This is a genomic window from Streptomyces sp. PCS3-D2, from assembly GCF_000612545.2.
Taxonomy (GTDB): Bacteria; Actinomycetota; Actinomycetes; order Streptomycetales; family Streptomycetaceae; genus Streptomyces.
In genome coordinates this window covers 4,833,127-4,859,003 of sequence record NZ_CP097800.1, presented here as the reverse complement: position 1 = coordinate 4,859,003, position 25,877 = coordinate 4,833,127, and the positions used below count along the sequence as shown (strand labels likewise).

At 72.2% G+C, this 25,877-nt stretch carries 27 protein-coding genes and 1 tRNA gene; 16 read left to right on the top strand and 12 right to left on the bottom strand.

All coding sequences use genetic code 11. The features are described 5' to 3' along the window. The first annotated feature begins 1 nt into the window (after position 1). The 3 genes from AW27_RS21430 to AW27_RS21420 are packed head-to-tail and all read left to right on the top strand — an operon-like array spanning position 2 to position 2,442. The gene (locus AW27_RS21430; RefSeq protein WP_037923506.1) at positions 2 to 301 is read left to right on the top strand and encodes a hypothetical protein; all 300 of its coding nucleotides are present in this window, start codon (positions 2 to 4) and stop codon (positions 299 to 301) included. Between the two features lie 9 nt (positions 302 to 310). Continuing rightward, entirely contained in the window at positions 311 to 1,906 is a 1,596-nt protein-coding gene (locus tag AW27_RS21425; protein WP_037923504.1) for an alpha/beta hydrolase, read from the top strand. 20 nt (positions 1,907 to 1,926) lie between these two features. Continuing rightward, on the top strand, positions 1,927 to 2,442 hold the full coding sequence (locus AW27_RS21420) for a hypothetical protein (protein WP_052030837.1): 516 nt from the start codon (positions 1,927 to 1,929) through the stop codon (positions 2,440 to 2,442). 31 nt (positions 2,443 to 2,473) lie between these two features. Here the strand turns inward: AW27_RS21420 and AW27_RS21415 are convergent, their stop codons facing one another. Then, positions 2,474 to 4,054 (bottom strand): beta-N-acetylhexosaminidase, encoded by a 1,581-nt coding sequence (locus AW27_RS21415; protein WP_037923502.1) that lies wholly within the window; start codon positions 4,052 to 4,054, stop codon positions 2,474 to 2,476. A 52-nt stretch (positions 4,055 to 4,106) separates the two neighbouring features. Here AW27_RS21415 and AW27_RS21410 point away from each other — a divergent pair, with 52 nt between their 5' ends. From AW27_RS21410 to glmS, 3 genes are all read left to right on the top strand, one after another. After that, the gene (locus AW27_RS21410; RefSeq protein ID WP_037923501.1) at positions 4,107 to 4,994 is read left to right on the top strand and encodes a DUF4429 domain-containing protein; all 888 of its coding nucleotides are present in this window, start codon (positions 4,107 to 4,109) and stop codon (positions 4,992 to 4,994) included. A 97-nt stretch (positions 4,995 to 5,091) separates the two neighbouring features. Beyond that, a complete protein-coding gene (locus tag AW27_RS21405) occupies positions 5,092 to 5,367 on the top strand; it encodes a hypothetical protein (RefSeq protein WP_037923499.1) in 276 nt (91 codons plus the stop codon). A gap of 70 nt (positions 5,368 to 5,437) precedes the next feature. Continuing rightward, positions 5,438 to 7,255, top strand: coding sequence for a glutamine--fructose-6-phosphate transaminase (isomerizing) (gene glmS, locus AW27_RS21400; RefSeq protein WP_037923497.1), 1,818 nt, complete (start codon positions 5,438 to 5,440; stop codon positions 7,253 to 7,255). A gap of 131 nt (positions 7,256 to 7,386) precedes the next feature. Here glmS and AW27_RS21395 read toward each other — a convergent pair whose 3' ends face one another. Together AW27_RS21395 and AW27_RS21390 are read right to left on the bottom strand one after the other, a co-directional pair. Beyond that, positions 7,387 to 7,956 carry an acetate uptake transporter gene (locus AW27_RS21395; RefSeq protein WP_037923494.1) on the bottom strand — a complete coding sequence of 190 codons (570 nt, stop codon included), beginning with the start codon at positions 7,954 to 7,956 and terminating at the stop codon, positions 7,387 to 7,389. Positions 7,957 to 8,054: 98 nt separating this feature from the next. Beyond that, the gene (locus AW27_RS21390) at positions 8,055 to 8,588 is read right to left on the bottom strand and encodes a universal stress protein (protein ID WP_037923491.1); all 534 of its coding nucleotides are present in this window, start codon (positions 8,586 to 8,588) and stop codon (positions 8,055 to 8,057) included. A gap of 322 nt (positions 8,589 to 8,910) precedes the next feature. Here AW27_RS21390 and AW27_RS21385 point away from each other — a divergent pair, with 322 nt between their 5' ends. The 4 genes from AW27_RS21385 to AW27_RS21370 all read left to right on the top strand — a co-directional run bounded on the left by AW27_RS21385 (position 8,911) and on the right by AW27_RS21370 (position 11,791). Continuing rightward, a complete protein-coding gene (locus AW27_RS21385) occupies positions 8,911 to 9,336 on the top strand; it encodes a hypothetical protein (protein ID WP_078556644.1) in 426 nt (141 codons plus the stop codon). 376 nt (positions 9,337 to 9,712) lie between these two features. Then, positions 9,713 to 10,885 (top strand): helix-turn-helix domain-containing protein, encoded by a 1,173-nt coding sequence (locus tag AW27_RS21380; RefSeq protein ID WP_037923488.1) that lies wholly within the window; start codon positions 9,713 to 9,715, stop codon positions 10,883 to 10,885. Between the two features lie 124 nt (positions 10,886 to 11,009). Continuing rightward, entirely contained in the window at positions 11,010 to 11,612 is a 603-nt protein-coding gene (gene orn / locus AW27_RS21375) for an oligoribonuclease (protein WP_037923485.1), read from the top strand. A 106-nt stretch (positions 11,613 to 11,718) separates the two neighbouring features. Continuing rightward, a tRNA-His gene (locus AW27_RS21370) sits at positions 11,719 to 11,791 on the top strand. A 92-nt stretch (positions 11,792 to 11,883) separates the two neighbouring features. Here AW27_RS21370 and AW27_RS21365 read toward each other — a convergent pair. Next, positions 11,884 to 12,927: a LacI family DNA-binding transcriptional regulator gene (locus AW27_RS21365; RefSeq protein WP_037923482.1), complete on the bottom strand. Its 1,044-nt coding sequence runs from the start codon at positions 12,925 to 12,927 to the stop codon at positions 11,884 to 11,886. A 104-nt stretch (positions 12,928 to 13,031) separates the two neighbouring features. Between AW27_RS21365 and AW27_RS21360 the strand changes: the two genes are divergently transcribed. Genes AW27_RS21360 through AW27_RS21345 form a run of 4 tightly spaced genes read left to right on the top strand, consistent with a single transcriptional unit; the run spans position 13,032 to position 17,617 of the window. Beyond that, positions 13,032 to 14,381 carry an ABC transporter substrate-binding protein gene (locus AW27_RS21360; RefSeq protein WP_037923479.1) on the top strand — a complete coding sequence of 450 codons (1,350 nt, stop codon included), beginning with the start codon at positions 13,032 to 13,034 and terminating at the stop codon, positions 14,379 to 14,381. Positions 14,382 to 14,388: 7 nt separating this feature from the next. After that, positions 14,389 to 15,384, top strand: a complete 996-nt coding sequence (locus AW27_RS21355; RefSeq protein WP_037923476.1) for a carbohydrate ABC transporter permease — start codon at positions 14,389 to 14,391, stop codon at positions 15,382 to 15,384. After that, positions 15,381 to 16,205 carry a carbohydrate ABC transporter permease gene (locus AW27_RS21350; RefSeq protein WP_078556642.1) on the top strand — a complete coding sequence of 275 codons (825 nt, stop codon included), beginning with the start codon at positions 15,381 to 15,383 and terminating at the stop codon, positions 16,203 to 16,205. Before AW27_RS21355 ends, AW27_RS21350 begins: the two co-directional genes overlap by 4 nt. Beyond that, the gene (locus AW27_RS21345) at positions 16,202 to 17,617 is read left to right on the top strand and encodes a GH1 family beta-glucosidase (protein ID WP_078556640.1); all 1,416 of its coding nucleotides are present in this window, start codon (positions 16,202 to 16,204) and stop codon (positions 17,615 to 17,617) included. The genes AW27_RS21350 and AW27_RS21345 overlap by 4 nt, the downstream gene beginning before the upstream one ends. Positions 17,618 to 17,730: 113 nt before the next feature. Here the strand turns inward: AW27_RS21345 and AW27_RS21340 are convergent, their stop codons facing one another. The 5 genes from AW27_RS21340 to AW27_RS21320 all read right to left on the bottom strand — a co-directional run bounded on the left by AW27_RS21340 (position 17,731) and on the right by AW27_RS21320 (position 21,431). Next, positions 17,731 to 18,393, bottom strand: a complete 663-nt coding sequence (locus tag AW27_RS21340) for an NADPH-dependent F420 reductase (protein ID WP_037923473.1) — start codon at positions 18,391 to 18,393, stop codon at positions 17,731 to 17,733. Between the two features lie 70 nt (positions 18,394 to 18,463). Next, complete coding sequence (locus AW27_RS21335; protein WP_052030835.1) at positions 18,464 to 19,114, bottom strand: disulfide bond formation protein B; 651 nt, start codon at positions 19,112 to 19,114, stop codon at positions 18,464 to 18,466. 2 nt (positions 19,115 to 19,116) lie between these two features. Then, positions 19,117 to 19,281 (bottom strand): DUF5993 family protein, encoded by a 165-nt coding sequence (locus AW27_RS21330; protein ID WP_172671346.1) that lies wholly within the window; start codon positions 19,279 to 19,281, stop codon positions 19,117 to 19,119. Between the two features lie 52 nt (positions 19,282 to 19,333). Beyond that, positions 19,334 to 20,734: a sensor histidine kinase gene (locus AW27_RS21325; protein ID WP_037923470.1), complete on the bottom strand. Its 1,401-nt coding sequence runs from the start codon at positions 20,732 to 20,734 to the stop codon at positions 19,334 to 19,336. 7 nt (positions 20,735 to 20,741) lie between these two features. Beyond that, a complete protein-coding gene (locus AW27_RS21320) occupies positions 20,742 to 21,431 on the bottom strand; it encodes a response regulator transcription factor (protein ID WP_030655573.1) in 690 nt (229 codons plus the stop codon). A gap of 79 nt (positions 21,432 to 21,510) precedes the next feature. On the opposite strand from AW27_RS21320, the gene AW27_RS21315 reads away from it, so the two are divergent. Next, entirely contained in the window at positions 21,511 to 22,053 is a 543-nt protein-coding gene (locus AW27_RS21315; RefSeq protein ID WP_037923468.1) for a hypothetical protein, read from the top strand. A gap of 61 nt (positions 22,054 to 22,114) precedes the next feature. Here the strand turns inward: AW27_RS21315 and AW27_RS21310 are convergent, their stop codons facing one another. The 3 genes from AW27_RS21310 to AW27_RS21300 all read right to left on the bottom strand — a co-directional run bounded on the left by AW27_RS21310 (position 22,115) and on the right by AW27_RS21300 (position 24,288). Beyond that, positions 22,115 to 22,750, bottom strand: a complete 636-nt coding sequence (locus AW27_RS21310) for a class I SAM-dependent methyltransferase (RefSeq protein ID WP_037923465.1) — start codon at positions 22,748 to 22,750, stop codon at positions 22,115 to 22,117. A 223-nt stretch (positions 22,751 to 22,973) separates the two neighbouring features. After that, entirely contained in the window at positions 22,974 to 23,852 is an 879-nt protein-coding gene (locus tag AW27_RS21305) for a spermidine synthase (RefSeq protein ID WP_037924286.1), read from the bottom strand. Between the two features lie 34 nt (positions 23,853 to 23,886). Further along, the gene (locus AW27_RS21300) at positions 23,887 to 24,288 is read right to left on the bottom strand and encodes a hypothetical protein (RefSeq protein WP_052030984.1); all 402 of its coding nucleotides are present in this window, start codon (positions 24,286 to 24,288) and stop codon (positions 23,887 to 23,889) included. A 250-nt stretch (positions 24,289 to 24,538) separates the two neighbouring features. On the opposite strand from AW27_RS21300, the gene AW27_RS21295 reads away from it, so the two are divergent. Then, the gene (locus AW27_RS21295) at positions 24,539 to 25,876 is read left to right on the top strand and encodes an NsdA family TPR-like regulatory protein (RefSeq protein WP_037923463.1); all 1,338 of its coding nucleotides are present in this window, start codon (positions 24,539 to 24,541) and stop codon (positions 25,874 to 25,876) included. Position 25,877 lies beyond the last annotated feature (1 nt).

The following is a 25,877-nucleotide window of genomic DNA, read 5'->3' as shown; positions in this document are numbered from 1 at the left end:
CATGACGTGGGACCAGAACATCTCGCAGGGTGAACTTCGCGCATCCGCCGGGGCGGTGGACACCTTGGTGACAGACCTGCGGCCGATACTCGCCAAGGCTCTGGACGACCTCGCGGACGCGGGCACCTCCTTCGCTCCCTGGACCGCCGGGGCCAGGATGACCGGCGCGAGCAAGGGCTGGGGCAACGCACTGCAAACCCTCCAGCAGACCTTCGCCGACCATGCGGAGGGCCTCCGGGGCCTGGCCAACGGCACTGACGTGATGGAACAGGAGATCCTGTCCAAGTTCCGGGGCTGGTGACCTGCCACCGTGCCCGAACTCTTCGCCCAGCTGTTCCGCCAGGACTTCGCCGAACTGGACGCCGCCACCGCTTCCTGGAAGAAGCTCGCCAAAGCCTTCGACGACACCCAGCGGGGCAGCGCCAAGCGGGTCACCGGACCCCTGCACAAGGCCGGCTGGGCCGGCGTCAGCGCCCACTACGGATTCGCCGCCATGGAGGCCACCGAGACGAAGCTCGGTACAGCCGAGGTGAACGCCCGCCTGATCGCCACGATCCTCCAGGCACTCGGCACCAAGATGCGCGAGGCCCAGCGCGATCTGCGCAACGCGGTCGCGGACGCCGAAGCTGCCGGGCACAAGGTCCGGGAGGACGACGGATGGGTCGAACCGAAGCAGGCCGTCGACCCCAAGTACCACAACGACCCCGACTACGCAGGCCTGCAACGCGAGGCCAACTCCGGGCTGGGGGGCTTCCGGGCACGCATCGAAGCGGCGGTCACGGCGGCCGAGACCGCCAGCCAGACGGCGGCCGACGCGCTCTACCAACTGGACCCCTTCGACCTCGACAAGCGCTACGGCGGCGCCCATGCCCAGGAAGACGCGGCGCGCGTCGCCGCATACGCTGGCATCGACCCGAAAGCCATCCCGGACGGCAAGGACCCCCAGCGCTCCAAGGACTGGTGGGCCGGCCTGGACGAAGAAAAGCGGCAGTTCTACCTCGCCGCCTACCCGGATCGGATCGGAGCGCTGGACGGCCTGCCCGCGCCCGTGCGCGACGAGGCCAACCGGAACGCCCTGGACCTGCGCCTGAACGACTACGCCCTGCGGGAAGGCACGCTCGGCTACCACGACCGGTACAACTACCGTAATCTGACCGCCCTCAAGGACCGGCTGGAGAAGACGGACAGCGGCCCGCCCAACAAGCAGATGTACCTGCTCGGGTACGGCACCGGGAAGGACGGCCGCGCGATCGTGGCCATGGGCAATCCCGACACAGCCCGGCACACCGCCGTCCTCGTGCCCGGAACGGACAACCAGTTGGACAACTACGGCGGCCAACTGGACCGCATCGGAAAACTGCAGGACGCCGCGCGCAAATCGGTCGCCCCCGGTGAGGAGGTCGCCGTCGTCAGCTGGATGGACTACGACGCCCCCGAGATCGACGGCAGCGTCGCCACACCGGGCAGGGCGCATGCGGGAGAGCAGGACCTGCGGGACTTCACCCACGGCCTGCGCGCCGCCCACCAGGGCGAACGCACCCACCTGACCGTCATCGGCCACAGCTACGGGTCCACCATGACCGGCGCCGCGGACGCGGGGGGCCGCGGGCTGGACGCGGACGACGTGGTGGTGGTCGGCAGCCCCGGTCTCACCGTGGAGCGGGCGAACCAGCTGCACGTGAACCCGCGGCACCTGTGGGTGGGAGCCGCTCCGGACGACCTGGTCTCGAACTGGACCTCGGGCGCCACCCTGGGTGAAGACCCCAAGGACCCCGCCTTCGGCGCACAGCGAATGCACGTCGACACCGAAGGACACAGCGGCTACTGGGACGAAGGCAGCCGGAGCCTGGACAACCAGGGCCGCATCGTCGCGGGGCTGAAGCCGCGGCCCGGGCCGTCGAACTGACCCCAAGGAGACCGCGAACGATGTCCAGGACCGTCAGGGCTTCCCTCGCCCTCGCCCTCACAGTGCTGCTCGGAGGCTGCATGTCCGACAACGGGGTCAACGACCCGCTCCCCCGGATGAGCAAGGACAAGGCACAGGCCTGGGCACAGCACTGGGTGGAATCCATGGCCCGTACGGCAGGGTCCGAGATCATCCCGGGCACGCCCGAGGCGAACTTCCACAACTGCACCGGCAAGAACGGCGAGAGCGCTGATGACGGCCGCTTCATGCTGATGTTCAACGCCCGCGCCAAGCTTCCCCGGGACCGGTACGCCGAGGCCGCGAGGGCGCTTCGGGACGAGCTCACGAAGCAGGGCTTCGAGATCGCGGGCTACCAGGAGGGGCCGGGGCGGGAGCGCGGTGCCTACGGGCTCCAGGCCACCCACCCGCGGGACAGGCAGTACGTCTCCGCGAGCGATGTCGGCGACGACGTCTGGAGCCTGTCGGTGGACACCCCCTGCCTGCTGCCGCCCGACGCGGAGCAGCAGCGGTTCTGAGCCGCGGACCGCGGTGCGCGGGCCCCGCCCGTCAGCGCGTCCAGGGCACGTCCGGGGCCCGGAAGTACCCGATGTCCTGGGCGTCCAGACGGGGGGCCTGGGCGGCGAGGCGGCGGCTGTACGCCGTCCAGTCCAGGGCGGCCGCCGGGGACCAGCCCAGCTCCGCCAGGCCCAGCACCCGCGGGAACGCCATCAGCTCCCACTCGGCCCGCGTCGCGACGTTCTCCGTCCACAGCGGGGCCTCCACCCCGAGCACCGCCGACTCCGGCACCCCGGCCAGATAGGCCCCCGGGTCCCAGGAGTACGACCGCGCCACCGGGACGTGGCCCGCCCAGGCCAGCCCCGGCCCCGTTTGCGCCCCGTACTTCATGTCCAGGTACACCCGGTCGGCCGGTGACAGGATCAGCGGGTGCCCGGCCCTCGCGGCCGCCGCCACCGCCGACCGGTCCGCCGCCGGGGTCCTGTCGTGGCCCCAGTACTGCAGGACCGCGCCCGCCGCCGGGCGTGCCGAGGCCAGTTGGTGCCAGGCCACCACCGTCTTGCCGTGGCGGCCCACCACCTCCTGCGCCCGGTCCATGAAGGCCGCGTAGTCCGCCGCCGGCGTGGCGTGCGCCTCGTCGCCCCCGATGTGCAGGTACCGGCCGGGGGTCAGCTCCGCCAGCTCCCCGAGCACGTCCTCGACGAACGCGTACGTCCGCTCCGCGCCGACGCACAGCGAGCTGAAGCCGACCTTGGTCCCGGTGTAGCGGGGCGGTGCCTTCCCGTCGCAGTTCAGCTCGGCGTAGGAGGCCAGCGCCGCGTTGGTGTGCCCGGGCATGTCGATCTCGGGGACCACGTCCACGTACCGCTCGCCCGCGTACGCCACCAGCTCGCGGTACTCGGCCTTCGTCCAGTGGCCGCCGGGCCCGCCGCCGACCTCGCCGGCGCCCCCGTACTGCGCCAGCCGGGGCCAGGAGTCGATCGCCAGGCGCCACCCCTGGTCGTCGGTGAGGTGCACGTGGAGTGCATTGATCTTGTACTGGGCGAGCTGGTCCACGTACCGCTTCACCTGTTCCACGGTGAAGAAGTGACGTGCGATGTCGACCATGGCCCCCCGGTAGGCGAAGCGCGGCCGGTCGGTGACGGTGCCGCCCGGTACCGTCCCGGGCCCGGCCACCGGCACCAGCTGGCGCAGGGTCTGGCCCGCCCGGAAGAGTCCGGCCGGGGTCCGCGCCACGAGGTCGACCCCGGTCGGCCCGGACGTCAGCCGGTACCCCTCCCGGCCGACCCCCTCGGCCTCCGCGTCGATCCTGAGCCGGATGCCGTTCCCGCGCACCCCGTCGATCACCGGCAGCGGCAGCCCGCTCGGCCCGCGCAGCTGCTCCGCGAGGAGCCGGCCCACCCGGCGGACCTCCTCGTCCGCGCCCGGCCCCGTACGCACGACCGTGCCCGGCCCGAAGGGGTAGCCGGGGCCCCCGGCGCGCGCGGAGACCGGTGCCGGCAGGAGCCGTTCGAAGGGGGCGGGGGCCGCGGGCGGGTCGTCACCGGCGTTCGCGTCGTCGCCGTGGGCGGCGGTGCAGGAGACGGCACCGAGGACGAGGAGGGTGCCGAGCGCGCGTCGCAGGACTCTCATGTGCCCAGGTATAGGCCAACTGGCCTGCCGTGCACGGTGGGAGAATCGCCGAATGGCGGAAATCATCCAGAAGGACGGAACCTGGACGTTCGACGGCGACGCGGTGCGCATCGTGCCCGGCCGCGACAAGGGGGTGGGGCTGCTGCGGCAGACCCTGGGCGAAGTGGTGGTGCCGTTGCGCGCACTCGCGGGGATCAGTTACGAGCCGGGCCGCAAGGCGGGGCGGATCCGGCTGCGGCTGCGCGAGGGGGCCGACCCGCTGACCCAGGTGACGGGCGGGCGCCTGCCGGAGTCCTCCGACCCGTTCCGGCTGAGCGTGGAGCCGGAGCGGACGGGGGTCGCGGAGTACTTCGTGGACGCGGTGCGCAACGCCCTGCTGCTGGAGCAGGTGGATCCGGGCCCCTCGGAGAGCTATCTGCTGCCCGGTCCCACCGTGCCGATAGCGGTGGGCGCGGGTGACGGGACCGTCACCTTCGACGGTGACCGGGTCGCGCTGGAGTGGAACTGGACGACCGAGGAGGCCAAGCGCTCCGGCGGGCCGCGGGAGTTCCGGGTCACGGATCTGCGGACGGTGGAGTGGGCTCCGGCGAAGGGACTGGAGAACGGCTGGCTCCGCTTCGTCCTGGCCGGCGCGGCGCAGTCGGCCGCGCCCAAGTACGACCCGTACACGGTCGAGCTGTTCGGCTTCAAGAAGGACCCGCTGATGGCGCTGGTCGCCGCGGCGGTGGCACTGCGGCTGCCGCACCCGGCCGCGCCGGTCCAGGACCGGGCCGTCGAGGACGCCCCGCCGAAGGAGCTCGCCGCGCCGGCCGGCGGCGTCGCGGAGGACCACGACGCCCTGCTGCGGCGGCTGCGGGAGCTGGGGGAGCTGCACCAGACGGGAGTCCTCACGGCCGACGAGTTCGCCGCGGCGAAGCAGGCGGTTTTGCGTAGATTCTGACCGGATGCATCCATTCCGCTGGTCCAGACCAGAGAGATCCTGCCCGGAATCGGGCAGGATCTTTGCGTTGGGCGGCCGGAAGCGTCAATATCTACGGGTGCTCGACCGCCGCCCGTCCTATGACGATCTCGTCGAACACCTGGTGCGCAGCACCTCGCTGCAGCGGGGCGAAGCGGCCCGGGTGGTCCTCGACGTGCTCGCCTACTTCGACGAGACGACGGAGGACTTCGTCCGCCGCCGCCACCGCGAACTACAGGCCGGCGGAGCCGTGAACGCGGAGATCTTCGAGCGGATCGCGGCCGAGCTGCCGCACCGCGCCGTGGCGCCCCCGGAGCTCTCGCTCCGGCAGCTGCGCCGCATGGTCTACGGCTGACCGGCCGCCGCCGGAGCGGCCGCGGGCGGACGACGGGCAAGGAACCGAACTTCAGGAGGGGCAGGACCGTATGTGCGGAATCGTCGGTTACATCGGAAAGCGTGACGTGGCACCGCTGCTGCTGGAGGGCCTGGCACGGCTGGAGTACCGCGGATACGACTCCGCGGGCATCGTCGTGAACAGCCCGAAGGCCGGCGCGCTCAAGATGGTCAAGGCCAAGGGCCGCGTCCGCGATCTGGAGGCCCGGGTCCCCAAGCGCTTCGCCGGCACCACGGGCATCGCCCACACCCGCTGGGCCACGCACGGCGCCCCGAGCGACGTCAACTCCCACCCGCACCTCGACCCCGAGAACAAGGTCGCCGTCGTCCACAACGGCATCGTCGACAACGCCGCCGAGCTCCGGGCCAAGCTGGAGGCCGACGGTGTCGTCTTCGCCTCCGAGACCGACACCGAGGTCATCACCCACCTGATCGCCCGCTCCCAGGCCGACAGCCTGGAGGAGAAGGTCCGCGAGGCCCTGAAGGTGATCGAGGGCACGTACGGCATCGCCGTGATGCACGCCGACTTCACCGACCGCATCGTGGTGGCCCGCAACGGCTCGCCGGTCATCCTCGGCATCGGCGAGAAGGAGATGCTCGTCGCCTCCGACGTCGCCGCGCTGATCGCCCACACCCGCCAGGTCGTCACCCTGAACGACGGCGAGATGGCCACCCTCAAGGCCGACGACTTCCGCACCTACACCACGGGCGGAACGACGACGAACGCCACCCCGGAGACCGTGGAGTGGGAGGCCGCCTCCTACGACATGGGCGGTCACGACACCTACATGCACAAGGAGATCTCCGAGCAGCCCGACGCGGTCGACCGCGTGCTGCGCGGCCGGATCGACGACCGCTTCAGCACAGTCCACCTGGGCGGGCTGAACCTGGATCCGCGCGAGGCGCGCGGCATCCGCCGGGTCAAGATCCTGGGCTGCGGCACCTCGTACCACGCGGGCCTGATCGGCGCCGGCCTCATCGAGGGCATGGCCCGCATCCCCGCGGACGCCGAGCCGGCGTCGGAGTTCCGCTACCGCAACCCGGTCGTGGACCCCGACACCCTCTACATCGCGGTCTCGCAGTCGGGTGAGACCTACGACGTGCTCGCGGCCGTGCAGGAGCTCAAGCGCAAGGGCGCCCGCGTCCTGGGCGTCGTCAACGTGGTCGGCTCCGCGATCGCCCGCGAGGCCGACGGCGGCGTCTACGTGCACGCCGGCCCCGAGGTGTGCGTCGTCTCCACCAAGTGCTTCACCAACACGGTCGTGGCCTTCGCGCTGCTCGCCGTGCACCTCGGCCGCATCCGGGACCTCTCGGTCACCGACGGCAAGCGGATCATCGAGGGCCTGCGCAGGCTGCCGGCGCAGATCCAGGAGATCCTCGACGGCGAAGAGGACATCAAGAAGCTCGCGGCCGAGTTCGCCGAGGCCAAGTCGATGATGTTCATCGGCCGGGTCCGCGGCTACCCCGTGGCCCTGGAGGCCTCCCTCAAGCTGAAGGAGATCTCCTACATCCACGCCGAGGCCTACCCCGCCTCCGAGCTCAAGCACGGCCCGCTGGCCCTGATCGAGCCCTCGCTGCCGACGGTCGCGATCGTCCCGGACGACGACCTGCTGGAGAAGAACCGCGCGGCGCTGGAGGAGATCAAGGCCCGCAGCGGTCGGATCCTCGCGGTCGCCCACCGCGAGCAGGAGAAGGCGGACCACACCATCGTGGTCCCGAAGAACGAGGACGAGCTGGACCCGATCCTCATGGGCATCCCGCTCCAGCTGCTGGCGTACCACACGGCCCTGGCCATGGGCCGGGACATCGACAAGCCGCGCAACCTGGCGAAGTCGGTCACCGTCGAGTAGTAGTGGCCCCGGGCCACCACCGGACACCATCCACACGGGAGCCTCCGTGCGCTGTGCGCACGGAGGCTCCCGTGTGTCCCTGCGGTTCCCGCGCGTTCCTCCGCGTTCCCGCGCGTTCCTGCGCGCCGTGCTCAGCCCGCCGCGACCGCGCCGCTGCGCCCGGCCCTGCCGAAGGCCATCGGCCAGTGCGCCAGGGCCGCGGTGGCCCCGTACCAGGCCAGCAGCCCGGAGACGGCGGCGACCCAGCCGCCCGCCTTGGCCAGAGCGCCGCTGTCCATGAACGAGGCCACGGCGAGCAGGACCAGGGAGAGGGTCAGGAGGGCGTGGACGCCCTGGCTGAACACTCCGCTCGCGGCGGCCACCGTGAGGGTCAGCGCGAGCATCGCGAAGAGGACGAGAAACGTTCCGGCGGCCTCGTCGGAGGCGGATCCGCCCGCCGCCTTGGCCCAGGTGAACCAGAAGACGCCGAGGCCCGCGAACGCGGTGCCGTTGAATCCGTTGCCACCGCGGTACTCCAGGAGGCCCAGGAGGAAGAGGGCGGCGCCGCCGACGTACATCGCGAGCGGCAAGGAGCTGGCAGCGGACACGCCGTCGATGACGCCGGTGTGGCCGATACCGAATGCGAGAAGGGTGAGACCCAGGGCGATGTTCCCCAGGGTCGAAGTCGAGGCCGTGCTTCCCGCAGAGACACCATTGTCCACGGCGGGCTCCCTTCGATCTGCAGTTGTGTGCTGCGTCCCAGCAGCATTTATCTACCCTTTACACGAGGGCACAACCGCACAATCGACTTAACAAGCGGTCACGGAATGACAACGACCGGTCGCTGTGCGCGCTTGGCGAGTCGCCCGGCCACCGAGCCGAAGATCCGGCCCACGATCCCGTGCGTGGAGCCGACCACGATGGCGTCGGCCGAATACTCCCGGCCCACCTCCTCCAGCTCATGGCAGATGTCACCGCCGCGCTCGACCAGAATCCATGGCACTTCGGCCAGATAGTCGGCGCAGGCCAGCTCCAGCCCCAACACCTCGGTGCGGTGGTCCGGCACGTCCACGAAGACGGGGGGCTCACAGCCCGCCCACACGGTGGTGGGCAGTCGGTTGGCCACGTGGACGATGATCAGACCCGATCCGGAGCGGCGGGCCATACCGATCGCGTAGGCGAGCGCACGCTCGCTGGACGTCGATCCGTCGAATCCCACAACGACACCGTGCCGGAAGGCCGGGTCGCAGGGGGAGCGTGTCTGTTCCACCGCACGCAGCTCGGCGGCCGACGCGGGGTCGGCGAGCCGTTTGCGCTTGCGGTCCGCGGGTTCGGGGAGTTCGTGACCGGCCATGGGTGTCTCGGCGAAGAGGTCCTTGGAGGAAGCAACAGGGGCGAAATCGGCGACGCAGTGTGACGGAGCTCTGTCCGGGAAGCATCTTCCCAAGCCCATACCCACCAGGGTACGGCGACACTCCTGTCCTGCCCAGGGCTTGCCGCACTTGGAGAGCGTCCCAGGGAGCATGCCGGAGCGAGCGCGCCTTGGCAATGTCCGCTGTCCCCTACAGCCAGTGACGAGACGGCGCGTTGCCACCCGTGCGCGCAGTGACCGAGCCCCTCCGGGCGACGTTGGACATGCGTCCGACCGTCCAGGAAGAGCCCGCAGGGAGTACGCCGTGTCCGGCCATCCGGTTCACCCCGACCAGCCCGCTCAGCCGACCCAGTCCGCCCGCTTCCCCGACCCGGGCCCGCACCTCGCCGGCCCTCCCCGACGGCCGCTTCACCCGTCCGTGCGGCCCTCCGGGCACCCCCATGACGACCCCGCGGGTGACGTGGTGCGCTGGGCGGTCTTCAGCTGCCTGCTCGTCCCGGTGGTCCTCGTCGTCTACGGAACCTCCTTCGGCGGGGCGGCGGTCGCCACCCTCGGCCTGCTCGTCGTCACGGCCGCCTGCCTGGTCCTGCTGCGACACTCGGAGCGGAACGCGGCCCGCGTCCGGGCGGAGGGGCACCCTCCGTCGGCGCACCGCCGACGGCACTCGCGCGGCGGGCCCGCGGGCCGCCGGGGCTGCCGGGCCTCCGACTCGCCGTCCCCGCATGACTGACTCATTCGCACACCCACACCCGCACGTTTTCAGCCAACTTCCCGGCAGGGTGCCCTCCTTGCCGGAATGTCCCGTCGACGCGCTTACCACCAGCGACGACATTCCTCAGGGGACGATTTGGCCCTACTGGTACTGGCCACAGCCCTGATGTGCGCTTCCCACCCGGGTAGCGGAGTGGAACCCTTCCTGATCGAATGCTTTTCGCCAAGTTGAGAAGTCGACATAGCGCTGCGTGCTGAACTTGTCACGCCGACACCACGGGACGCAGTAGATTCGATCATGTATTTACGGCGGGGGATCCACGTGCAAGGCCGAGGGGAAACGTGCAGGTGCGACCAGACCAAGGAGTCGCGACACCCAAGGGGGGCTTAGCGCCATGAGCCAGGATTCCACCGCCGTCGTCGCGGACGCCGGCAGGAAGCTCGCGGGGCGTCGCCGCAGGGAGATCGTCGCGGTGCTGCTCTTCAGCGGCGGACCGATCTTCGAGAGTTCCATTCCACTATCCGTGTTCGGCATTGACCGGCAGGACGCGGGAGTTCCACGCTACCGACTGCTCGTGTGCGCCGGTGAGGACGGTCCGCTCAGGACCACCGGCGGACTCGAACTGACCGCGCCGTACGGGTTGGAGGCGATCGCCCGGGCAGGCACCGTCGTCGTTCCCGCCTGGCGCTCCATCACTTCACCGCCGCCTCCGGAGGCGCTCGACGCCCTGCGTCTGGCGCACGAGGAAGGGGCCCGGATCGTCGGACTGTGCACCGGGGCCTTCGTGCTCGCGGCCGCCGGTCTGCTGGACGGCCGGCCCGCGACGACGCACTGGATGTACGCGCCGACGCTGGCCAAGCGCTACCCGTCCGTGCACGTCGATCCGCGCGAACTCTTCGTCGACGACGGCGACGTGCTCACGTCCGCGGGCACGGCGGCCGGAATCGACCTCTGCCTGCACATCGTGCGCACCGACCACGGCAGCGAGGCGGCCGGGGCCCTGGCCCGCAGGCTCGTCGTGCCGCCGCGTCGCACCGGCGGGCAGGAGCGCTACCTCGACCGGTCGCTTCCGGAGGAGATCGGCGCCGACCCGCTGGCCGAGGTCGTCGCCTGGGCACTGGAACACCTCCACGAGCAGTTCGACGTGGAGACCCTCGCCGCCCGCGCCTACATGAGCAGGCGCACCTTCGACCGGCGGTTCCGCTCGCTCACCGGCAGCGCGCCGCTCCAGTGGTTGATCACCCAGCGGGTGCTCCAGGCCCAGCGGCTGCTGGAGACCTCCGACTACTCGGTCGACGAGGTCGCCGGACGCTGCGGGTTCCGCTCGCCGGTCGCCCTGCGCGGGCACTTCCGGCGGCAGCTGGGGTCCTCCCCGGCTGCGTACCGCTCCGCCTACCGGGCACGCCGGCCGCAGGCCGACGTCGCGCAGGTGGCGGAGATCTCCACGGGACCGGTGCCGCACCAGCGCACCCCGCAGCCCCACCGGGCGGCGGCTGCCCTGGCCGCGACGGGTTCCACGGTGACGGAGCTGTACGCCCCGAACCGGGTCCTGCGGGAACACGCGTAACCCCCACGACGGGTACGACGGCGAAGGTCCCCCATCGGTCACCGCCGATGGGGGACCTTCCGCATGTGCGGTCCGCTCCGCGATATGCGGTCCGCTCCGCGGGGGACCGCATAAGGTGGGACACATGAACGATCGCATGGTGTGGATCGACTGCGAGATGACCGGGCTCTCGTTGACGGACGACGCACTTATCGAGGTGGCCGCGCTGGTCACCGACTCGGAGCTCAACGTGCTCGGCGAGGGCGTGGACATCGTGATCCGCCCGCCGGACCGCGCCCTGGAGACCATGCCCGACGTGGTCCGCGAGATGCACACCGCCTCCGGCCTGCTCGACGAGCTGGCCGGTGGCACCACCCTCGCGGACGCCGAGGCGCAGGTCCTGGCGTACGTGCGGGAGCACGTGAAGGAGCCGCGCAAGGCACCGCTCTGCGGGAACTCGGTCGGCACCGACCGCGGCTTCCTGCTGCGCGACATGGCCGCGCTGGAGGGCTACCTGCACTACCGGATCGTGGACGTGTCCTCGGTCAAGGAGCTGGCGCGCCGCTGGTACCCGCGGGCGTACTTCAACAGCCCCCCGAAGAACGGCAACCACCGGGCGCTGGCGGACATCAGGGACTCCATCACCGAGCTGCGCTACTACCGCGAGGCGGTCTTCGTGCCACAGCCCGGGCCCGATTCCGACACCGCCCGCAGCATCGCCGCCAGGCACACGGCGCCGGGCGCATAGGTTCCTGCCGGGCCCCTTCCGGAGAGGGGGCGCACAAGGGTGGAGCGAGCACCCTCCCGGACCCTGTACCCTTTTCTTCGGCCGGTCGGTTTTCCGACCGGACATGGTGGGTGTAGCTCAGCTGGTAGAGCACCTGGTTGTGGTCCAGGTGGCCGCGGGTTCAAGTCCCGTCACTCACCCTGCGGAAAGGCCCCGGTACGCGGAAGCGGACCGGGGCCTTCTGCACGTCCCGGGGCTCCGGGACTCCGGGGCCAAGGCGCCCCGGTGAGGGTCAGGACGACTCCCGCACCACCAGCCTGTTCGGCAGGACGACCGCCGGCCCGCCCGCGGCCACGGCACTCCCCCCTCGTCCCGAGACGCGGTCCAGCAGCATGCTCGCCATGGTCCGGCCCATCTCCTCGATGGGCTGCCGGACGCTGGTCAGCGGCGGATCCATGTGCCGGGCCACCACCGAGTCGTCGAAGCCGACCAGGGCCACGTCGTGCGGGATCCGGCGCCCGGCCGCACGCAGTTCCCGCCGGGCGCCCGCCGCCATGACGTCCGAGGAGGCGAAGACCGCGTCGAGCGAGGGGCTGCGCTCCAACAACTCGCGCATGGCCCGGCGGCCGCCCTCCTCGGTGAAGTCGGCGACCGCCACCAGCCGCTCGTCCACGGGGCGGCCGGCGGCGGCCAGGGCCTGGCGGTAGCCGTCGAGCCGGCAGCGGGCTCCGTACACGTCCAGCGGGCCGGTGATCGTGGCGATCGTACGGCGGCCCCGGTCGAGCAGGTGGCGCACGGCCTCGGCGGCTCCCGCCAGGTTGTCGGAGTCCACACAGGGCAGCGTCTCCGCCGCGGAACGCCGGCCGCTGATCACCGTCGGGATGCCCAGCTCCACCAGCAGCTCCGGGAGCGGGTCCCCGGCGTGGACGGAGACCAGCAGCACGCCGTCGACCCGGTGTCCGGAGAGGTACTGCGCGAGGCGGCGGCGCTCGCGGTCGCTGCCGGCCAGAGTGAGGACGAGCTGGATGTCGGTCTCCGCGAGGGCCGCCCCGACCCCGCGGACCACTTCGGAGAAGTACGGCTCGGCGAAGAACCGGGCCTCGGGCTCGGGGATCACGAGGGCGATCGCGTCGTTGCGGTTGGCCGCGAGGGCGCGGGCCGCGCGGTTCGGCACGTACCCCAGCTCGGTCACGGCCGCCTCGACGGCGGCCCTGGTCTGCTCGCTGACCCTGGAGGACCCGTTGATCACCCGGGACACGGTGCCGCGCCCGACTCCGGCGCGCACCGCGACCTCTTCCAGGGTCGGCCGTCCCCCGCTGCGCCCGTTCCCGTTCATGGCTTCCTCCCGGTCGTGAATCTACCCCTTGACTACTGTGGGAGCGCTCCCACACTGTGTCACACGACACCCCCACGTTGTCGCCCACCCTTCAGGGAGGAACCATGCGAGCCCAGTCCCCGTCCCGAGCACGAGCCCGAAGAACCCTCGTCACGGCGGTCGCCTCGATGGGCGCCGCCGCGCTGCTGCTCGCGGGGTGCGCGCAGGATCCCGAGACGGACCCGAAGGCGGGTCCGTCGGCCGGCGGCACCGGCCGGACCACCCTGACCGTGGGAGTCTTCGGGGCCTTCGGTCTCCAGGAGGCCGGGCTCTACGACGCGTACATGGCGCAGAACCCGGGCGTCCGCATCGAGCAGACCTCCATCGAGCGCAACGAGAACTACTACCCCCAACTGCTGACGCACCTGGGCACCGGCAGCGGCCTCGCCGACATCCAGGCGGTCGAGGTCAACAACATCGCCGAGATCACCGCCACCCAGGCCGACAAACTGGTGGACCTGGGCAAGGTGCCCGGTGTGGACAAGGCCGCGTACCTGCCGTGGAAGTGGGCCCAGGGCACGGCGCCCGCCGCCAAGGGCGGGGCCACGGTCGGTCTCGGCACCGACATCGGGCCGCAGGGGATCTGCTACCGCAAGGACCTCTTCGAGGCGGCCGGGCTGCCCTCGGACCGGGAGGCGGTCGGCGCGCTGTGGGCGGGCGACTGGGGCAAGTACCTGGAGGCGGGCAAGGCGTACAAGGCGAAGGCGGGCGACGGCAAGGCCTTCGTGGACTCGGCATCGGGGGTCATGGCCGCGGTGACGGGCAGCAGCGCCGAGCGGTTCTACGACGCCCAGGGCAAGGTCGTCTACAAGACCAACCCGGCGGTCCGCGGAGCCTTCGACCTGGCGGCGTCCTTCGCCACCGCGGGCCTCAGCGCCAAACTGCAGCAGTTCACCCCGGGCTGGGACCAGGGCTTCGCCAACGGAGCCTTCGCGACGGTCTCCTGCCCGGCGTGGATGCTCGGCTACATCCAGGACAAGGCGGGCCCGTCGGGCAAGGACAAGTGGGACGTGGCGCAGGCGCCGAAGCCCAGCAACTGGGGCGGTTCCTTCCTGGTGGTCCCGAAGGCCGGCAAGCACGCCGAGGAGGCGGCCAAGCTGGCGGCCTGGCTGACGGCGCCGGAACAGCAGGCGAAGCTCTTCGAGAAGCGGGGCAGCTTCCCGAGCGCGAGCGCCGCCTACACGCTGCCGGCGGTATCGGGGGCGAGGCACGAGTACTTCGGCGGTGCGCCGATCGGTGAGATCTTCTCGAAGGCGGCGCAGGGCGTGCCGGTGACGGTGGTGGGCCCCAAGGACCTGGTCATCGCGCAGAACCTGGCCGACATCGGAATGCTCCAGGTCGACCAGAAGGGCCGCAGCGCGCAGGAGGGCTGGGAGGCCGCGGTGAAGGCCATCGACAACGCCCTGGACCAGTGAGGCGCCGGTGACGGACGAGACGGCTGTCCTGTCCCCGTCTGCCGCCGCCCCGGAGCGGGCGGCGGCAGACGGGGGCGGCCGGGGCAGGCCGGGCCAGGTGTGGCGCTCGCGCCGCTACCGCTGGGACCTGCGCTGGAGCCCGTACGCCTTCGTGGCGCCCTTCTTCCTGTTCTTCGCCGCCTTCGGGCTGTTCCCGCTGCTCTACACGGGCTGGGCGGCACTGCACCAGGTGGAGCTGACCGACCCCGACAGCATGACGTGGGTAGGCCTGCGCAACTTCACCCGGCTGTGGGACGACGAGTTCTTCTGGAACGCGCTGCGCAACACGGTCACCATCGGGCTGCTCTCCACGGTCCCGCAGCTGGCGATCGCGCTGGGCGTGGCCCATCTGCTCAACTACCGGCTGCGCGGCTCCGCCTTCTTCCGGGTCGCCGTGCTCACCCCGTACGCCACCTCGGTGGCGGCGGCCACGCTCGTCTTCGTCCTGCTCTTCGGCCGGGACTACGGAATGATCAACTGGGCGCTCTCGGCGGCCGGCGTCGGCCCGGTGGACTGGCAGAACGGCACCTTCGCCTCGCAGTTGGCGGTCTCCACCATCGTGATCTGGCGGTGGACCGGCTACAACGCGCTGATCTACCTGGCGGCCATGCAGGCGGTGCCGGGCGAGCTGTACGAGTCGGCCGCGCTGGACGGGGCCTCGCGCTGGCAGCAGTTCCTGCACGTCACGGTGCCCTCGCTGTGGCCGACGATCCTGTTCACCGGTGTGGTGTCGACGATCGGGGCGACCCAGCTGTTCGGCGAGCCGCTGCTGTTCAACGGCGGCGCGGGCGCGACGGGCGGCTCGGACCACCAGTTCCAGACGCTCGGCCTGTACCTGTACGAGCAGGGCTGGGTGAACCTGCACCTGGGGCGGGCCTCGGCGATCGCCTGGGCGATGTTCCTGCTCCTGCTGCTGATCGCCGGGGCGGCGCGGCTGCTGCGCGGACGGGGGGACACGCGATGAGATCACTGCGCGCGGGCCGGCTCACCTACGGGGTGCTCGGCCTCTTCACCGCCGGTTCGCTCTTCCCCCTGGTGTGGACGGCGATCGCGGCCTCCCGCACCAACACGCGTCTGGCCCAGACCCCGCCGCCGTTCTGGTTCGGCGGAAACCTGGGACGCAACCTGCAGATCGCCTGGACCGACGCGAACATGGGCACCGCCCTGCTGAACACGGTCATCGTGGCGGGCACCGTCACCATCGGGACGGTCCTCTTCTCCACCCTGGCGGGCTTCGCCTTCGCCAAGCTGCACTTCCGCGGACGCCGGATGCTGATGGCGCTGGTGGTGGGGACGATGCTGGTCCCGCCGCAGCTGAGCGTGGTGCCGCTGTACATGCTGATCGCGAAGCTGTCGTGGACCGACCGGCTCCAGGCGGTGGTCCTGCCCTCCCTGGTGTGCGCCTTCGGCGTGTTCTTCATGCGCCAGTACCTGGTGCACGCGCTGCCGACGGAGCTGGTGGAAGCGGCCCGCACGGACGGTGCCAGTTCCCTCCGGGTCGTGTGGCACGTGGTCTTCCCCGCGGCCCGCCCGGCCATGGCGGTGCTGGGGATGCTGACCTTCGTCATGGCCTGGAACGACTTCTTCTGGCCCATCGTCGCACTGACCCAGAACGGCAGCCCGACGGTACAGGTGGCCCTGACCGGACTCGGCCGGGGATACATCCCCGACCAGTCCGTGATCATGGCGGGTGCGCTGCTCGGCACGCTCCCGCTGCTTGTGGTGTTCCTCGTCTTCGGCCGCCAGATCGTCGGCGGCATCATGCAGGGAGCGGTAAAGGGATGACTGACACCCCGGCGCACACGGACCGCACGGACCGCACGGACCGCACGGACCGCACGTCGAACGCAACGGATCCGGGCGGGGAGCAGCTCCGCTTCCCCGACGGGTTCTTGTGGGGCACGGCCACGGCCGCCTTCCAGATCGAGGGCGCGGCCGCACTGCGCGGGCCCTCCATCTGGGACACCTTCTGCCGCACTCCGGGCAAGGTGTACGGCGGCCACACCGGCGACGTCGCGGTCGACCACCACCGTCTGTGGCGCGAGGACGTCGCCCTCATGGCCGAACTGGGCCTGGGCTCCTACCGGTTCTCGGTGTCCTGGCCGCGCGTCCTGGCCGGCGGCACCGGCTTCTACGACAGGCTCGTCGACGAGCTCCTCACCCACGGCATCCGGCCGTGCGTGACCCTCTACCACTGGGACCTCCCGCAGGAGCTGGAGGATGCCGGCGGCTGGCCCGAGCGCGAGACGGCCTACGCCTTCGCCCGGTACGCGGAGCAGGTCTCCGACGCGCTCGCCGACCGCGTGGAGCTCTGGACCACCCTCAACGAGCCCTGGTGCAGCGCCTTCCTCGGCTACGCCTCCGGAGTGCACGCCCCCGGCCGCACCTCCGCCGCCGACTCGCTGCGCGCCGCCCACCACCTCAACCTGGCCCACGGCATGGCCGCGGCGGCCCTCCCGGGCCGGACCCGGGTCGGCATCGCCCTCAACCCCAGCGCGGTAAGGCCGCTGACCGGCTCGGCGGCCGATCTGGACGCCGCCCGCCGCATCGACGCACTGGCCAACCGGATCTTCACCGGGCCGCTGCTGCACGGCGCCTACCCCCAGGACCTGCTCACCGACACCGCCTCCCTGACGGACTGGTCGTTCGTCCGCACCGGCGACGAGGCGCTGATCCACCGGCCGCCGGACTTCCTCGGCGTGAACTACTACACGCCGGCGGTGGTGTCCGCCGCCCCGGACGGGGGCGGCCCGCGCGCCGACGGCCACGGCGCCGCGTCCCACTCCCCGTGGCCCGGCGCGGACGCGGTGGCCTTCCACCAGCCCCCGGGCGACCAGACCGACATGGGCTGGTCGATCGACCCGACCGGCCTCTACGACCTGCTGATGCGGTTCACCCGCGAGGCACCCGGCCTGCCGCTGATGGTCACGGAGAACGGCGCGGCCTACGCCCCGGACCTGGACGACCCGCAGCGCATCGCCTACCTGGAGGCCCACCTCGCCGCCGTCCACCGCGCGCTGTCGGACGGGGCCCCGGTGGAGGGCTACTTCCTCTGGTCGCTGCTGGACAACTTCGAGTGGTCCTACGGATACAGCAAGCGCTTCGGCATCGTCCACGTCGACTACGACACCCAGGTCCGCACACCGCGCTCCAGCGCCCACTGGTACGCCCGGCTGGCCCGCAAGGGGGTCATGTAGCCGGCGGGTTCCACGGCCCACCGGGGGTGTCCGGTCCGGACGCACCCCCCGGTGGCCGGTCTGGCCGGTCCCGGCGCGGCCGGCCGGCGGACCGGCCTCGTCCCGCCGTCCCGTCAGGCGCCCTGGATGTGGAAGTTGAAGTCCGTGTGGCCGAGTGCGCCCATCAGCCGGAGCCAGACCGGCAGCAGCATCTCCGTGCCCCGGGCCGTCTCGATGCCGCCGAGGTCCAGGACGCTCGCCTCCGGCCAGCCGAAGGAGTGGAGCAGCTCGCGCACCGTCGCCTTGGCGTCCGCGTCCTCGCCGGAGACGAAGACGTGGTGCTCTCCGGCGACCCGCGCCGGGTCCACCATGATCCGGCAGTTCATCGTGTTCAGCGTCTTGACCACGCGCAGCCCGGGGAAGGTCCGTTGGATCAGCTCGCCGAGGCTGTCGTCGTTCACCGGGTCCAGGACCGGCGGGAAGCCGCCCGAGAAGTCCAGCGGATTCGCGATGTCGATCAGGACCCTGCCCGCCGGGCGGGCGGCGTCCGCCGCCGTCAGTGCGGCGACGCTGCCCCGCCCGCTCGTGGCGTTGACCAGCACCTCGCGGTCCCGGGCCGCCTCGGCGAAGCCGGCCAGCCCCACGCCGGGGTGTGCCTCCTGCCAGTCCGCGTACTCGGCCCGGCCGAGGGTCGCCCCGGGGTCCCGGGTTCCGATGACCACCTGGTGGCCCAGGGATGCGAGCCGGGCGGCCACGGTGCGGCCGACGATGCCGGTGCCGAGGACTGCGTAGCGCATCTGTCGCTTCCTTCCGTTCGGTGGGGGGGGCGCCGCGGCGCGCGTCCCTTCCGGTCTTCCGGGTCGTGCCCTAGTCCGACATCCCGAGGTCGGAGAAGAACCGGTACCCGTTCGGATCGTCCGGCAGGAACCAGTGGTAGCCCTCCTCCGCGAAGACGACCAGCAGGTTCACGGCGATGACCGCGCCCAGGAACCACAGCGCGAACAGCCCCGCCGTGCGCAGCGGGCCCGGCCCGGTCGCCGGGACGCCGCGATCCGCCGTCGTGTGCGCGGTGGCCAGGGCGATGCCGACGACGAGCGCGGAGGCCTGGAAGAGGATCAGCGCCCACACGTACAGGTGGAGGCCGAACACCTCGCCCCCGTACCCCTTGTCGCCCGGCAGGATGTGGAGCGTCGTCTGTCGCCAGGCCGCGACGGAGCCTCCGACGAGCGCGATCAGGGTCAGGCCCCAGCCCGTCATGTAGTGCCGGCCCGTCACCGAGCCGCGGTGCAGCGCCGTGCGGATGATGTACGCCGCTCCCAGCGCCGCCAGCAGCATGAACATGCGCTGCACCACGCAGAGCGGGCACGGGTGCTCCCCCTGCACGAACTGGTGCACGAGGCCGGCGCACACCACGCCCGTCCAGCCGACGGCGAAGAGGCAGGCGAACCAGTACTGGACTTTGCCCAGCGGCGGGCTCTCGGGCGCGGTCTCCGGGACGAGGGTCTCGATCGTCGCCATGGTCACCAGCTCAGTGTCAGGGCCAGGCTGCCGGTGATGTGGTGTGCCATCAGCAGGGTGACGGCGACGAGCACGGCCCACCACGCCCCGAGCACGACCATCCGGGACGTCTCCCGGTACATGGCGACCAGCGTGGCGAGGAGCCCGCCGAAGATGAGGGTGTCCATGCCGCGGACCGTACCGAGATCAGGACATCCTGCCTGCTAGGCGCGCCCCCGGTCACGGCGTGGCGCGCCCCCGGTTACGTCGGTTGCCGCGTCGGCCGCGGCCGGGCCGCCCCGCGCCCGGGCCGCCCGTGCTCCGCCCGTCCAGGCCGATCCACACGCGGACCTCGGTGCCGCCGAGCACCGAGCGGCCCAGCCGCACGTCGCCGCCGGTCGATTCCGCGACCCGGCGCACGATGTCCAGCCCGAGGCCGGTGGACCCGTCCCGGGCGCCGTCGTTGCCGCGGCGCAGGGCGGCGTCCGGGTCGGAGATGCCGGGTCCCGCGTCCGAGACGAGCACGATCACGGCGTCGCCCGCGTCGTGGACGTCGACCGCGAAGGGGGTGCCCTCGGGGGTGTGCCGGAAGACGTTGCCGAGCATGGCGTCGAGGGCGGCGGCGAGTTCGGGCCGGGCCACGGGGATCCGTACCGCACGGTCCACCCCGGCGAGCCGCACCTCGCGGCCCTCGTCCTCCGCGAGCGCCGACCAGAAGCCCATGCGGTCGCAGATCACCTCGGAGGCGTCGCAGCCCGCTCCCGCCCCGACCAGGCCGGTGGCCGGGCGCTGTTCCCGGGCAGTCCGGATGATCGTGTCGACCTCGCGCTCCAGCTGTTCCACGGCCGCCCGGGTCTGGTCCGCGGCCGGACCGTCCCCGAGCGAGGCGGTGTTGAGCCGGAGCACCGTCAGCGGGGTGCGCAGCCGGTGCGACAGGTCCGCGGCCAGTTCCCGCTCGTTGGCGAGGAGCTCCACCACCTGGTCCGCCATCGCGTTGAACGCGACGGCGGCGGAGCGCAGTTCCTTCGGCCCGGCCTCGGGCACACGCGTCCCGAGCCGCCCCTCGCCCAGCTGGTGCGCGGCGTCCGCGAGCCGTTCGGCCGGCCGGACCAGCCGGGCGCCCAGCCGGTCGGCGACCGCGACCGAACCCACGATCAGGGCCAGTCCGACGCCCGCCAGCACCAGCCAGGCGGTGGCGACGCCATTGCTGACCTCGCTCTCCGGTACGAAGACCTCCACCACGGCGATGTCCCCGGACCCGAGCGCGGTCGGCTGGAGGAGCGCGGAGCCGCCGCCGGGCACCGTGGCCGTCGTGGCCCGCCCCATCCGCCGGGTCTCCGCGACCGCGCGCTCCCCGGCCCGGCCCTTGCCGATGCTCACCGGCGGGCTGTCGCCGATCGCGGGCACGTGGACGGCCATCCGTCGGGCCGCGCCCATCTGCGTGGACTCCACGGCCTTGCTCAGCTGCGCCGGGTCGGTGGTGATCGACAGCGTGGGGCCGATGGTGGCGGCCTGCCGCTCGGCGTTGGAGAAGGCCCGGTCGCTCGCCATCTCCTGGACGACGAGCCCGAGCGGTACGGCGAAGGCCACGACCACCATCGCGGTGACCGCGAGGCACACCTTGACCAGGGCCCATCTCATCGCGGCATCACTGCGGTGGCTCCAGCTTCACGCCGACCCCGCGCAGGGTGTGCAGGTAGCGCGGCCGGGCCGCGGTCTCGCCGAGTTTGCGGCGCAGCCAGGACAGGTGGACGTCGATGGTCTGGTCGTCCCCGTAGGACTGCTGCCAGACCTCGGCGAGCAGTTCGCGCCGGGCCACGACCACTCCGGGCCGCCCGGCGAGGAAGGCCAGCAGGTCGAACTCCCGGCGGGTGAGGTCGAGTACCGCCCCGTCGAGTTCGGCCTGGCGGCGCAGCGGGTCGATGGCGAGGCCGCCGACGCGCAGGACCCGCGAGGGCGGCTCGGCTCCGGCGGCGGCCCGCGCCCGGCGCAGGACCGCGGCCATCCGGGCGGAGAGGTGTTCGACGGAGAAGGGTTTGGTCAGGTAGTCGTCGGCGCCGTCGTTGAGCAGCCGGACGATCTCGGCCTCGTCGTCGCGCGCGGTGGCGATGATCACGGGCACGTCGGTGATGCCGCGCAGCATCTTCAGCGCCTCCGACCCGTCCAGGTCGGGCAGGCCGAGGTCGAGGATGACCACGTCGAAGCGGTGGTGGGCGACCTCGCGCAGCGCCTCCAGGGCCGTGCCGACGCTCCGCACGGTGTGCGAGGCCTCGGTCAGGTGTCGGATGAGGGCGGAACGTACGAACTGGTCGTCCTCGACCACGAGCACACTTGCCATGGGCCGCACCGTAGTCCATCCGGACGACTGCACGGGGTGTCGGGCCGCTCTTATGGCACGTGGTGCAGTATGTGCACTGATGCGAAGAGGACTTGTGCATGCCGCGGCATGGATGCTCGCGACCGGGGCGGCGGTGACGCTGTGCTGGTGGGGCGTCCACACCGTCATGTCGGGCACGGCCTACGACCGGCCGCTCGCGGTGCCGCTGACCGGGCAGCCGCTGTCCTCCTCGACCCGGCGGGCACAGCCCGAGGAGTCCCCGTCGGGGACCCCGTCCGGCGCGCCGTCCCAGTCGCCCGGCCCGACCGCGTCGCCGTCCGCCGGTTCCTCCGCCGACAAGCCGTCGCAGAAGCCCGCGGCCTCCCCGGGCGGAGGGCAGCAGGAGGGCGGCCGGAACGCGGGGGAGGTGCGGGCCTATCCGGTCTCCGGCGGCCGGGTCACCTTCTCGCTGGGTGCCTCCTCGGCCGAGCTGGTCTCGGCGACACCGGCGGCCGGCTGGCGCATGCAGGTGTGGAAGCAGGACTTCTGGATCCGGGTCACCTTCACCCGGGACGGCCGGGAGGTGTCGGTCTTCTGCACCTGGCACGACCACCCGCCGATGGTGGAGATCGTCGACCCCTGAGCCGGGGCACCGGTCGACGGCGCGCAGGGCCGGACCGGCAGGGGCCGGCCCTTTGCGAGGATCAGGCGGGGACCGTACCCACCAGCACGAACTCGTTGTACGGGAAGACCTTGCCCATCAGGCGGGGGAAGGGGAAGGAGTACGTCCGTCGGACCGCCACCCCGGCCTTCGCGGCGTGGCTGCGCAGCTCCTCGAAGCCCACCCAGCGGATGTGGGTGGCATCGGAGCGGAAGCCGACCTCCTGCGGGGTGATCATGACGGCCGAGCCGCCCGGCCTGACCAGCGGGAGGTACTGCTCCAGCAGGCTCGCCGCCGTCCCCTCCTCGACGTGCTCCAGCACGTGCGCGACCAGCAGGCTGTCGAAGGACCCGGGACCGCAGTCGGGGGCCTCGGCCAGGCCGTCCGGGGTGTAGGCGTTCAGCCCGCGCTCACGGCAGGTCCGCACCGAGTGCGGGTTGTGGTCGACGCCGACGCTGTCGGGTCCGCAGTTGAGCAGGTTGCGCCCCAGCCCGCAGCCGACGTCGAGCACCCGGCCCAGCCGGAGCCGCTGGAGGTGCCACCGGTAGGGGGCCTGCGTGGGCAGCAGCCGTTTGAGCCCGGACCGCTCCAGACGGGCGAGTCTGCGCGTGTAGTCGGAGCTTGCGGTACTGGGCGTGCTCGGGGTCGGAGCACCGGATGAAGCGGGGAGATCGGGCATCGTCGGCCGTTTCCTGAGCGCGTCACATGGAGGACAGACCGGATGGTGTTCACAGGCCGCGCCGTGCGAACGACCGCCGGAAGGGGAAGGGTAAGCGGAAGCGGAAAGGTGAGGCGGAAGGGGATAGGGGGTGAGGAAGGGGAACTGAAGCTGGATCCAAAACGGGAACTGAACCTGATCCTCTTCCAGGAGTCCCGCCCGCACAAGGGGGTTGCCCTCTTCCCTAGCGGAAGACGGAGGGCGGAGGCTGCGGGGAGGCCACCGCGGAGGCGTCCCCGACCGGGGCCGCGCCGCCGGCGAAGTCCGCCAGTGCCCGGCCGTGCTCGACCCGGCCCGGATGCGGGTCGCCCGCGACGCGCCGGGTGAACTCCGCGACGGGCAGCTCCCGGTCGGCAGCCACCAGCACGGCGTTGCCGAAGCGCTTCCCCCGCCACACCACCGGGTCCGCGGCCAGCGCCAGCTCGGTGAACCGGGACGCCGCCGTCGCGATCTGGCCACGCAGGTGGGTCAGCGGCGGCCCGTCCGCGAGGTTCGCCACGTACCACCCGGTGGGCGCCAGGGCCCGGCGTACGTCGTCCAGGAACTCGGCGCTCGTCAGATGCGCCGGGGTGCGCGCCCCGCTGAACACGTCCGCGATCACCAGGTCCGCCCAGCCGTCCGGCACCTTCGCCAGGCCGGCCCGCGCGTCCACCGCCCGGACCCGGACCCGCGCCTGCGGATCCAGTGGCAGGTGCTCCCGTACGAAGGCCACCAGGGCGGAGTCGATCTCCACGACCTGCTGGGCGGAGCGGGGGCGGGACGCCGCGGTGTAGCGGGCGAGGGTGAAGGCGCCGCCGCCCAGGTGCACGACGTTCAGCGGCCGGCGGGCGGGCGCGGCGAGGTCGATGAGGTGGCCGATCCGTCGCTGGTAGGAGAAGTCCAGGTACCCGGGATCGTCCAGATCGACGTGCGACTGCGGGGCGCCGTCGATCAGCAGGGTCCAGGCGGCTGTGCGCTCCCGGTCCGGCTCCAGCTCCGCCCGGCCGCCGTCCACCTGCCCGACGACCGTCTCGGCGCCGCCGCGCCCCCGCTGCCTGCCCTTGTTCCTGTCCTTGCCTGCCACCACCCCATTGTGCGCGGCGGCCCGGCGAGAGGGGTCAGCGGCAGTTGTCCGCGGCCTCGATCAGCCGGGCCGCCTCGCCGAGCGCCGCGCGCAACACCTCGGGGTCGGTGACCGGCCCGACCGCCTCCGGCGGGAGCAGCCAGCCCGTGGCGCCCGCGGTGGGCGAGACGGCGTCGCCGAAACGCATCCCCCGCCCGTCGGACTGCGTACAGGCGCTGCCCGGCAGGTCCCAGGCGTCGGCGGTGCCGGGCGGGACGAGGAAGCCGAGGGTGTCGCCGGACCCGTCGTGCAGGACGGGTCCCACCGGGCCGGAGCGGCCGGCGGACCGGCGGATGATGTCCACCGCCTCCAGGCCCTGCCGCGTGGGCACGGTCACCAGGTCCAGGTCCGGAACCCCCGCAGGCCCGGGCGCGGTGTTCGTTCCAGTGCTCTCCATGCCGGCCTCCACCAAGGGGAACCCCTCCTCGATCCGCATCCGCATGGGTTCAACGCGCGGGAACGTCAACGGGTGCGGCACCAAGACGCTGCAAAGGATGGCAGTTCATGGCAGATCACGGGTGAGATATCCGTTTTGTAGCTAAACATCGTGTGAACACCCCGTCACTGGCGGTACGTTCATGCGCGCCGGGCCCCACGGCACCAGCCACCGCACCGGCGCTGCGTTCCTTGCCAGAGAGGTCACGTCCATGGCGGCGTTCCCCCACTCACCCAACTCCACGTTCCGGCGGCTGCGCGGGCAGCACTCCCCTGCCGAGTTCGCGGCCCTGGTACGGCGGGCGGCGAAGGAGATCGGAGAAACGGTTTCCTGCGACGCGCGCTACATCGGCCGGGTCGAGTCCGGCGAGATCCGCTGTCCCAACTACGCCTACGAGCGGGTCTTCCTCCACATGTACCCCGGCCGGACCCTGGCCGACCTGGGCTTCTCCCCCCGCGAGAGCGTCCGCGGGCGCTCTGCGCACCGCGGCCCCCACCCGGTCCCCATCCCCCCTCCCCCTCCCCCTTCCCCTTCCCCTTCCAGTGCCAAGGAGAGCGACGTGCTGCGTCGCGCGTTCATGGCGGGCGGCTCCGCGACCGTGGCGGCCGCGACGCTCGGCATCACCCTGCTCGGCGACTCCCGCCGGCCGCCCGCCCGCGCCGGCGAGTCCGAGGCCGCCGCCGTCGAGGACGCCGTACGCCGGATCCGACTGCTGGACGACCGGCACGGGGCGGACGCCCTGTACCGCAAGGCGTCCGAGCCGCTGCGCACCGCCTACGCCCTCCTCGACGCCGGGGCGACGCGGCAGTCCACCGAGGACAGGCTGCACGCGGGCGCCGGTGAACTGGCCGTCTCGGTCGGCTGGCTGGCCCATGACTCGGGCCGCTTCGACGACGCCCGCTCGCACTACGCGGAGGCCCTAGCCACGGCCCGGGTGGCGCGGGACGCGGGCCTGGAGGCGCACGCCTTCAGCAACATGTCCTTCCTCGCCCGGGACACCGGCCGCGCGCGCGAGGCGGTACGGGCGGCCCAGGCGGGCCGGCGGGCCGCGTCCGGCCTCGGCTCGCCCCGGCTGCTGTCGCTGCTCGCGCTGCGGGAGGCGGGCGGATGGGCGGGACTCGACGACCGCAGGGCCTGCGAGGAGTCGCTGGCGCGGGCACACCGGGAGTTCTCCCGGGGGCCCGCGGAGGCCGACCCCGAGTGGATGTCCTTCTTCGGTGAGGCGGAACTGGAGTCGCTGGAGGCGCGGTGCTGGTCGGCACTCGGGGAACACGCCCGCGCGGCGCGGCACGCGCGGCGGGCGGCCGACCTCCAGGATCCGCACTTCGCCCGGAACGTCGCCCTCTACACCGCCGAGCTGACCGGCGACCTGGCGCGGGCGGACGCCCCCGACGAGGCCGCGTGGGCGGGCGGTCGGGTGCTGGACCTCCTCGCCGAGGTCCAGTCGACGCGGGTCCGCTCGATGCTGGCGCGGACGGCCACGGCCCTGGTCCCCCACCAACGCTCCCCCCGCGTGGGCGCCTTCCTGGCCCGCCACGCCTCCGCGTAGG

Coding starts and splice junctions, on each gene's coding strand:
- AW27_RS21430 (WP_037923506.1), top strand. CDS start 2: ATGACGTGGGACCAGAACATCTCGCAGGGTGAACTTCGCGCATCCGCC.
- AW27_RS21420 (WP_052030837.1), top strand. CDS start 1,927: ATGTCCAGGACCGTCAGGGCTTCCCTCGCCCTCGCCCTCACAGTGCTG.
- AW27_RS21415 (WP_037923502.1), bottom strand. CDS start 4,054: ATGAGAGTCCTGCGACGCGCGCTCGGCACCCTCCTCGTCCTCGGTGCC.
- AW27_RS21410 (WP_037923501.1), top strand. CDS start 4,107: ATGGCGGAAATCATCCAGAAGGACGGAACCTGGACGTTCGACGGCGAC.
- glmS (WP_037923497.1), top strand. CDS start 5,438: ATGTGCGGAATCGTCGGTTACATCGGAAAGCGTGACGTGGCACCGCTG.
- AW27_RS21390 (WP_037923491.1), bottom strand. CDS start 8,588: ATGGCCGGTCACGAACTCCCCGAACCCGCGGACCGCAAGCGCAAACGG.
- AW27_RS21380 (WP_037923488.1), top strand. CDS start 9,713: ATGAGCCAGGATTCCACCGCCGTCGTCGCGGACGCCGGCAGGAAGCTC.
- orn (WP_037923485.1), top strand. CDS start 11,010: ATGAACGATCGCATGGTGTGGATCGACTGCGAGATGACCGGGCTCTCG.
- AW27_RS21365 (WP_037923482.1), bottom strand. CDS start 12,927: ATGAACGGGAACGGGCGCAGCGGGGGACGGCCGACCCTGGAAGAGGTC.
- AW27_RS21360 (WP_037923479.1), top strand. CDS start 13,032: ATGCGAGCCCAGTCCCCGTCCCGAGCACGAGCCCGAAGAACCCTCGTC.
- AW27_RS21350 (WP_078556642.1), top strand. CDS start 15,381: ATGAGATCACTGCGCGCGGGCCGGCTCACCTACGGGGTGCTCGGCCTC.
- AW27_RS21345 (WP_078556640.1), top strand. CDS start 16,202: ATGACTGACACCCCGGCGCACACGGACCGCACGGACCGCACGGACCGC.
- AW27_RS21340 (WP_037923473.1), bottom strand. CDS start 18,393: ATGCGCTACGCAGTCCTCGGCACCGGCATCGTCGGCCGCACCGTGGCC.
- AW27_RS21335 (WP_052030835.1), bottom strand. CDS start 19,114: ATGGCGACGATCGAGACCCTCGTCCCGGAGACCGCGCCCGAGAGCCCG.
- AW27_RS21330 (WP_172671346.1), bottom strand. CDS start 19,281: ATGGACACCCTCATCTTCGGCGGGCTCCTCGCCACGCTGGTCGCCATG.
- AW27_RS21325 (WP_037923470.1), bottom strand. CDS start 20,734: ATGAGATGGGCCCTGGTCAAGGTGTGCCTCGCGGTCACCGCGATGGTG.
- AW27_RS21320 (WP_030655573.1), bottom strand. CDS start 21,431: ATGGCAAGTGTGCTCGTGGTCGAGGACGACCAGTTCGTACGTTCCGCC.
- AW27_RS21315 (WP_037923468.1), top strand. CDS start 21,511: ATGCGAAGAGGACTTGTGCATGCCGCGGCATGGATGCTCGCGACCGGG.
- AW27_RS21310 (WP_037923465.1), bottom strand. CDS start 22,750: ATGCCCGATCTCCCCGCTTCATCCGGTGCTCCGACCCCGAGCACGCCC.
- AW27_RS21300 (WP_052030984.1), bottom strand. CDS start 24,288: ATGGAGAGCACTGGAACGAACACCGCGCCCGGGCCTGCGGGGGTTCCG.
- AW27_RS21295 (WP_037923463.1), top strand. CDS start 24,539: ATGGCGGCGTTCCCCCACTCACCCAACTCCACGTTCCGGCGGCTGCGC.